This is a genomic window from Patescibacteria group bacterium (assembly GCA_028717685.1).
In the GTDB taxonomy this organism is placed as follows: Bacteria; Patescibacteriota; JAQUNI01; order JAQUNI01; family JAQUNI01; genus JAQUNI01.
Window position 1 is genome coordinate 1 of record JAQUNI010000005.1, and the last position, 6,868, is coordinate 6,868.

At 37.8% G+C, this 6,868-nt stretch carries 8 protein-coding genes and 1 tRNA gene; 8 read left to right on the forward strand and 1 reads right to left on the reverse strand.

Annotated features, from left to right (window positions below):
* On the forward strand, positions 1-196 hold a 196-nt coding region (locus PHW01_05375), incomplete at its 5' end, for a hypothetical protein (protein MDD5627407.1).
* Between the two features lie 219 nt (positions 197-415).
* Positions 416-486: transfer RNA gene (locus PHW01_05380), tRNA-Ala, on the forward strand.
* An 89-nt stretch (positions 487-575) separates the two neighbouring features.
* Here PHW01_05380 and PHW01_05385 read toward each other — a convergent pair.
* Complete coding sequence (locus tag PHW01_05385; GenBank protein ID MDD5627408.1) at positions 576-1,958, reverse strand: recombinase family protein; 1,383 nt, start codon at positions 1,956-1,958, stop codon at positions 576-578.
* A 99-nt stretch (positions 1,959-2,057) separates the two neighbouring features.
* Between PHW01_05385 and PHW01_05390 the strand changes: the two genes are divergently transcribed.
* The 6 genes from PHW01_05390 (at position 2,058) to PHW01_05415 (ending at position 6,624) form a co-directional block, all read left to right on the forward strand.
* The gene (locus PHW01_05390) at positions 2,058-2,267 is read left to right on the forward strand and encodes a helix-turn-helix transcriptional regulator (protein MDD5627409.1); all 210 of its coding nucleotides are present in this window, start codon (positions 2,058-2,060) and stop codon (positions 2,265-2,267) included.
* 5 nt (positions 2,268-2,272) lie between these two features.
* Positions 2,273-3,025, forward strand: coding sequence for a site-specific DNA-methyltransferase (locus PHW01_05395; GenBank protein MDD5627410.1), 753 nt, complete (start codon positions 2,273-2,275; stop codon positions 3,023-3,025).
* 3 nt (positions 3,026-3,028) lie between these two features.
* A complete protein-coding gene (locus tag PHW01_05400; GenBank protein MDD5627411.1) occupies positions 3,029-3,823 on the forward strand; it encodes an MvaI/BcnI family restriction endonuclease in 795 nt (264 codons plus the stop codon).
* A gap of 44 nt (positions 3,824-3,867) precedes the next feature.
* On the forward strand, positions 3,868-5,733 hold the full coding sequence (locus tag PHW01_05405; GenBank protein MDD5627412.1) for an AAA family ATPase: 1,866 nt from the start codon (positions 3,868-3,870) through the stop codon (positions 5,731-5,733).
* A 9-nt stretch (positions 5,734-5,742) separates the two neighbouring features.
* Positions 5,743-6,225 (forward strand): hypothetical protein, encoded by a 483-nt coding sequence (locus tag PHW01_05410; protein ID MDD5627413.1) that lies wholly within the window; start codon positions 5,743-5,745, stop codon positions 6,223-6,225.
* 162 nt (positions 6,226-6,387) lie between these two features.
* The gene (locus tag PHW01_05415) at positions 6,388-6,624 is read left to right on the forward strand and encodes a hypothetical protein (GenBank protein ID MDD5627414.1); all 237 of its coding nucleotides are present in this window, start codon (positions 6,388-6,390) and stop codon (positions 6,622-6,624) included.
* Positions 6,625-6,868 lie beyond the last annotated feature (244 nt).

Sequence of the window (6,868 nt, forward strand, 5' to 3'; positions counted from 1 at the left end):
TATTCTTTTAAGTACCGGATTATTTGTTTCATTTTTCATCGGTGACAGGATTTTTCTTTCGGGTATGAAGAAGGAAAAAAAGATATTCGAAAAAACCGAAACGGAAATTGAAATGGAAGGGGATTTGTTGAATAAAATAAATACAAAAATCGACAGAATAGAAAGGGAAGTTCATGAATTGAGGGAGGAGAAGTGAACGATTGCAAAGATTTAATAATCTATATAAACTTTCCAAAGTATAAAGGGGGCCTATGGTATAGTGGTCCGACCGGAGTCGGACTCCGACATTGGTCGGAGTAGAACATGGTCCCGCCTATGTTTCGCATAGCGGGATTGCGATTTATTGATAAAAATCTTATGATTTTTATATAAATCGGTAACATTTGCACCGTGCCCCGCACCAATTAATTATTACGGGCTTATAGTAAAGTGGCATTACGCGGCATTCGCATTGCCGAGTCCCGGGTTCGATTCCCGGTGAGTCCACCCTGATTAAACTTTCGTCCATTTTGCCGATTTTTTCGCGGGCTGCGCACAGCGCAGCCCATTGTATTTGCGCGGTAAATTCAATTTTTCTATTTTTTTAAAAACAGGTTCGAGCCGGCGATTTTCATCGCCGCGCTTTTTTTGTCCAAAAGACCGGGGGCAAGGGCGATTTTATCCAGTGTTTGAGCGTCTTTTAACCATTCTCGGAGAGGTTCGAGCCAAATATTCTGCTTTCGTTCAAGCCGGGCGATTTGACCTTCCAAAGACCTCCTTTCGGATACTAGTTTATTCTTCTCCTCACGATAGTTTTCGCGCTCTATATCCTGTTCAAGATAAGCGTCCAGAAGCCTTTGGAGCTTGCGGTCTATTTCGATAATCTTCGACCGCAATTCTTGAACGAAAGCCGCGCAAGATTCGGCGGATTTTTCTTTGTCCTTTTCCGCCAATTCCATCAGATGTTCCGACCAATTTTCCGGCATAACGAACTTTTTTAGCATTTCGGATAATTCTTTATCCAAAGATTCTTCGCGGATATATGGTTGGCCGCATTTTACGGTTTTTGATCTTTTGGTACAGCGGTAATAGGTATGTCCCTTCTTTACTTCGGCGGTAAACATCATTCCGCACTCGCCACAACGGAAAAGTCCGCAAAGAGGCTTCGGATTGTTTTTTGGGCTTTTATGCGGTCTGCCGCGCCCTTTCAGTACTTCCTGTGCTTTGTCGAAAATTATCTTTGGAATGATAGGTTTATGCCGGCCTTCGTGGATTTCCCCTTCATAGCGGAACAGTCCACAGTAAAACGGATTGGAAAGCATAAAAGCGGCTCGGCTGCGGTGAATAACGTTTCCATGTTTTGAGATAATACCCCGTTTGGCCATAAATTCGGCAATATCCTCAAGTCGGTAATTTCCTTTCACATACAATTCGAAAGCGGCTTTGATGATTGCAGCTTTCTTTTTATCGACAATTACCGTTTTAGTCCGCGGATCGTTGATGTATCCGATCGGTGCAAGGGTAGGATATTCTCCGCGCCTCACTTTTTGGCGCAAACCTCTCTTCGTGTTTTCGGCCAGCGAATCAACGTAGTATTTGCTTTGGCTGAAAGCGATGCTCAACATAAATTTTCCCTGCGGCGTGGATTCAAACCAAAACTGCGGAAATTTCAATCCCTGGAGTTTACCGGTATCCAAAAGATAGATGATTTTTCCGCCGTCCATGGAATTGCGCGCCAACCTATCCGGATGCCAAGATAGGATTCCCTGGGCTTTGTCTGCTTCGATTTTTCCGAGCATTTCATTGAAAACAGGCCGGCCCGGAATTTTGGCAGACTGCTTTTCGATAAATTCTTCAACAATGTTCAATCCTTCACGTTTGGCGAATTCGTGCAATTCCGCAATTTGAGCTTCAATAGAAAGTACCTGTTTATCTTCCACATCGGTGGATTTGCGGCAGTAGAGAAAATATTGAATCATATTGTAAGCTTAAAGCTTAAAATTTAGATTGCCAAACTCGAGAAAATCTTATACAATATCAATAACGAGTTAAACTAAGTATAGTAAAACTTTACTATAATGTCAAAAGAATTGCCTCCAATCGCCAAGAATATGAAGAAATACCGCGGAAAGCTCGGGGTCTCGCAGGACAAGTTGTCCAAACTCGCCGGTATTACCTTGCACACGATCACGAAAATAGAATCCGGCGCCACTTCTGATCCGAGAATCGAAACCGTCAAAAAAATCGCGGACGCTTTGGGCGTTTCGCTCGATGATTTAATGAAATAAACATTATGAAATTTTCTAAGGATTTTACGAATAAAATAATCTGTGGAGATGCGGTAAAAATAATGAAGCAGATACCGGACGGCTCTGTTGATTTAGTTGTTACTTCGCCGCCTTATAATATTAAAAACTCTACTGGTAATGGTTTGAAAGAGGGAAATGGTAATAGTGGTAAATGGGCAAATGCCGCCCTGAAAAATGGATATTCTCATCACGATGATTGTATGCCACACGAAAAATATGTGAAATGGCAAAGGGGTTGCTTAGCTGAAATGTTGAGGATAATTCCTGACACTGGTGCGATTTTTTATAATCACAAATGGCGTGTTCAAGCCGGACTTTTGCAAGATAGACAGGATATTGTTAGTGGTTTTCCGGTTAGGCAAATTATTATCTGGAAAAGGAAAGGTGGATTTAATTTTAATCCGGGTTATTTTTTGCCGACTTATGAAGTTATTTATCTGATTGCAAAGTCAAAGTTTAAACTTGCTCCAAAAGCCAATAGTCATGGCGATGTTTGGGAATTTACTCAAGAAATGAAAAATGAGCATCCTGCGGCCTTTCCAGTTAAATTGATAGATAGAATTGTTGTGTCAACCGATGCAAAAATTATTCTTGATCCTTTTATAGGTTCAGGAACAACCGCGCTTTCTGCAATTAATTTCAAACGAAAATATATTGGGATTGATATTTCGCCCGAATATTGCCAAATGGCAAAAAAAAGAATTAAAAACCATTTGTCGCAAGCTAAACTTCTATAGATTATGACAAAACCAATAATATATACCAAACAAGCATTGATTGATAAGCTAAAAAATATTTCTGCTTCTGGCTGGATTCTTAATGCCCGTAAAGGTAATCACGGCGGAATTGGTAATACCTTAGAAGATCTACTCGGTATTGAAGAAAATAATCTGCCCATTCCCAATGCGGCAGAATGGGAACTAAAAGCACAGCGGCTTAATTCTTCATCTTTAACAACCTTATTTCATATCGAGCCTTCGCCTCGTGCAATTCGTTTTGTGCCGCAAATTCTATTACCAAAATACGGCTGGCCACATGAAAAGGCAGGGAAGTTGTATCCGGAAAATGAAATGAGTTTTCGACAAACCATACACGGCTTATCGAGAAGCGACCGCGGATTCAAGGTTGTAATTGACAGGAAAGAAAGAAAAGTATTGATTTCCTTTGACGCAAAAGCAGTTGATAAAAGACATGCAAAATGGCTTGAATCGGTAAAAAAGAAAATAGGATTGAACGAGTTAAACCCACAGCCCTATTGGGGGTTTGATGATCTCGAACATAAAGCCGGAACAAAACTTTTAAATTGTTTCTATGTTCAAGCGGAGGTTAAAAAAGAAAAAGGGAAAGAGTTTTATAAATACACGAAAGTAATGATGTTGCAGGGATTTAATTTCGAGGGATTTTTGAAAGCAATCGAAGAAGCTAAAATTCTGGTGGATTTTGACGCCCGAACCGGACACAATCATGGGACAAAATTTAGAATGAGGCAGGATTCTCTGCCTTTGTTGTATGAAAAGACAACCGTAATTATTTAATGGTTTTAGAGCTTAAAGAGGATGCTTAATATAAATTAAACTTTATGAAACTAATTAAATTTCGCATACAAAACTATAAATCAATCAAAGACAGTGATTATTGCTGGCTTGCTTCTGATTTAACAACGCTTGCAGGGAAAAACGAATCAGGCAAAAGCGCGGTTCTTGAATCCTTGAGAGATTTTGACACCAATATTAAAACTATACCGGACACCGCGCTCCCTCTTGATGATAGCGGTGAACCCCTAATCGAATTAAGTTTTGAAGTTGATAAAGCAACTCTTGGAGAAATTGCCAAAGAAAAAAATATTTTGTTGAATAAAGAATTTTATAGCCTTATCAACAAAGAAGGATTAACGATTCTGAAACAGAAAAATGGTTCCTATGAGCTCGCTAGTCAGATTATCGACTTATTGGATAGTCAAATGCAAGAAATAAATCAGCAATGCTTTAAAAAGATAAATCAATTTATTGGGAAATTAAAGAATATCGAACAATTAACGGGTCTTACTGATCCACAAATCAGTGAAGATAATATAGGAGTCTCACAGCAAGCAATAAATAGTTTTATAACACAGGCAAAACCTCTTATCGTCTCAATTCCCGATGAGGTAAAAAAACAACAGGCTACAGAAAATATTTCTACTCTTGCCATAGAGACAAATAACTTACAAAAAGAAAACACCGCCAATAAGCTTTTAGAAGAAATAAAACAATATATTCCTAATTTTATTTTTTTCAGCGATTTTAAAGATATCTTACCTTTTGAATTGCCTTTGACGGAAGCAAAACAAAATAAAGCAATTCAAGATTTTGCGAAAGTTGCAAAGTTGAATTTAGACAAAGTTATCCAAACAACGGATACGCAACGCAGGCGAAATATTTTAAGCAAACATTCTGCAGCAATAAGTGGTGATTTTATGGGTTATTGGGGTCAAAATAAACTTGATTTAGTTGCGGAAGCAGATGGCCTTAAATTGCGTCTTGGCGTTAAAGAATCAGAAAAAACAATTTTATTTAAACCAGAGCAAAGGAGTAAAGGTTTTCAATGGTTTTTATCATTCTTTTTGCGTCTAAATGCCGAAAAAGATGATATAAACATAATTTTGATTGATGAGCCGGGATTATATTTGCACGCAAAGGCCCAAAAAGATGTTTTAAAAGTTTTAGAGGAAGTATCGAAAAATTCGCAGGTTATTTTTAGTACACATTCGCCTTATTTAATTGATCCCGAAAGATTAGATCGTGTGCGTCTTCTTCTTAACGATGGAAACGGAACAAAGATAGAAAACAAAATCCACAAAGGAGCGGATAAAGAAACACTAACGCCCATCATTACTGCTATTGGCTTGGATTTAACACAGGAATTTTCGATTGCAGGAAAGAAAAGTGTCGTGCTTGAAGGAATTTCAGATTATTATTATTTTCAGGCTATGAAAGATTTTTTGCCGGCAACGATAAAAGGACTTGATGCAAATCTTATTCCTTGCTGCGGAGCGCAGAAAGTTCCTCAAATTATTTCACTTTTGATTGGCTGGGGATTAGATTTTGTCTCGGTTTTAGATAATGATACAGAAGGAAAAAGAACAGCGAAAGAATTAAAAGAAAAATTATTGATTGATGAGGCAAAGATTATTTCCATTTCAGAACAGGATAACTTTTCTATCGAGGACTTGTTTACGTATGATGATTTTAATTCTTTTGTTCTTAATAGCACCAAAAACACTAATCAAGGTATATTTAACTCCAAATTTTTAAAGAATCAAAACATTGATAAGGTTCTATTAGCAAAAAAGTTTTTAGATCAGGTAAAGAAGGATAAATCAAAAATTAAATTATCCAAAAACACGATTAATAATTTCAAAATGATTTTTGAAAAAATCGGGGAATATTTTAATCACGCGAACTAAAAATTTTATATGGATAAAAAAATAATTAGAGAAAAATTAAGCTTGTTCAGGGGAATTATTATTTCAGACACAACCGTAATAGAGAGGGCGCTTGGCTGGAGATTGAGAACATATTTTTTTCCAAAAACCAGTCAACAAGCCTCAGATTTTCTTTATTATATTATAGAAACATCTCATTTTAATTTTGAAAAAAAGATTTCGCTTTATGAGCAAATTCCGTATTTTAAAAAATTGAGTCAATATTCAAAAGTAAAAGATTCTTTAAGGTTTGTTCAACAGTTAAGAAACGCTCTAGCCCATTGGGATTTAGATGAGAAAATGAGTGGCGAAAACGAAGTTGTTATTTACAATCCAGCTAATTTCAAAGGGTGGACGAGAGCTCAAAGAGTTAAACTGAATGATCAAACGATGAGAAAATTTCAAGAACATGAAAAAATTTTATTAAAAGCATTTGGTTGGGAGCAAACCTTGAAAGAAAAATATAAAATTTAAACCCAAAATAGTAATTTTACTACTTCACACTTGTATAGAACTGTGCAACTTTGCCCTCTATTGCGGGGGCTTTTTGTTTATCTAAAACACAAAGATATAATTATAGTATATGGTAAAAAATAAAAGTGAATGAAAAAAATTATCTCCTTCAATTAAAAACCATTGGCTCAAACACTGGATAAAATCGCCCTTGCCCCTGATTTAACAGGCAAAAAAATCGCGGCGATGAAAATCGCCGGCTCGAACCTGTTTTTAAAAAATAGAAAAATTGAATTTACCGCGCAAATACAATGGGCTGCGCTGTGCGCAGCCCGCGAAAAAATCGGCAAAATGGACGAAAGTTTAATCAGGGTGTGGTTATTCAACCAAGTTCGAATACAGTTTATCAGAATTTCTTGATTTTGACCAGAGAAAATTACTTATTTGCCTAGTCGTTAGGGTAGTCGTTCCGGAACGACTACCCCCGTTTTCAAAATCCCCGCATGAATAAAAGTTATCTCGCTTCAATCGCGCCTCTCTCCGACCCCCGACTTAATGTCGCCCCTCCGTCCCGCCCCCGCCTGCTGGCGGTGTCGGGACTCCGGGGCTTCCTTTTTATCCGCGGAGCCTGGCTCCGCGCTTACATCCTGCTTTTGCTTCCCTG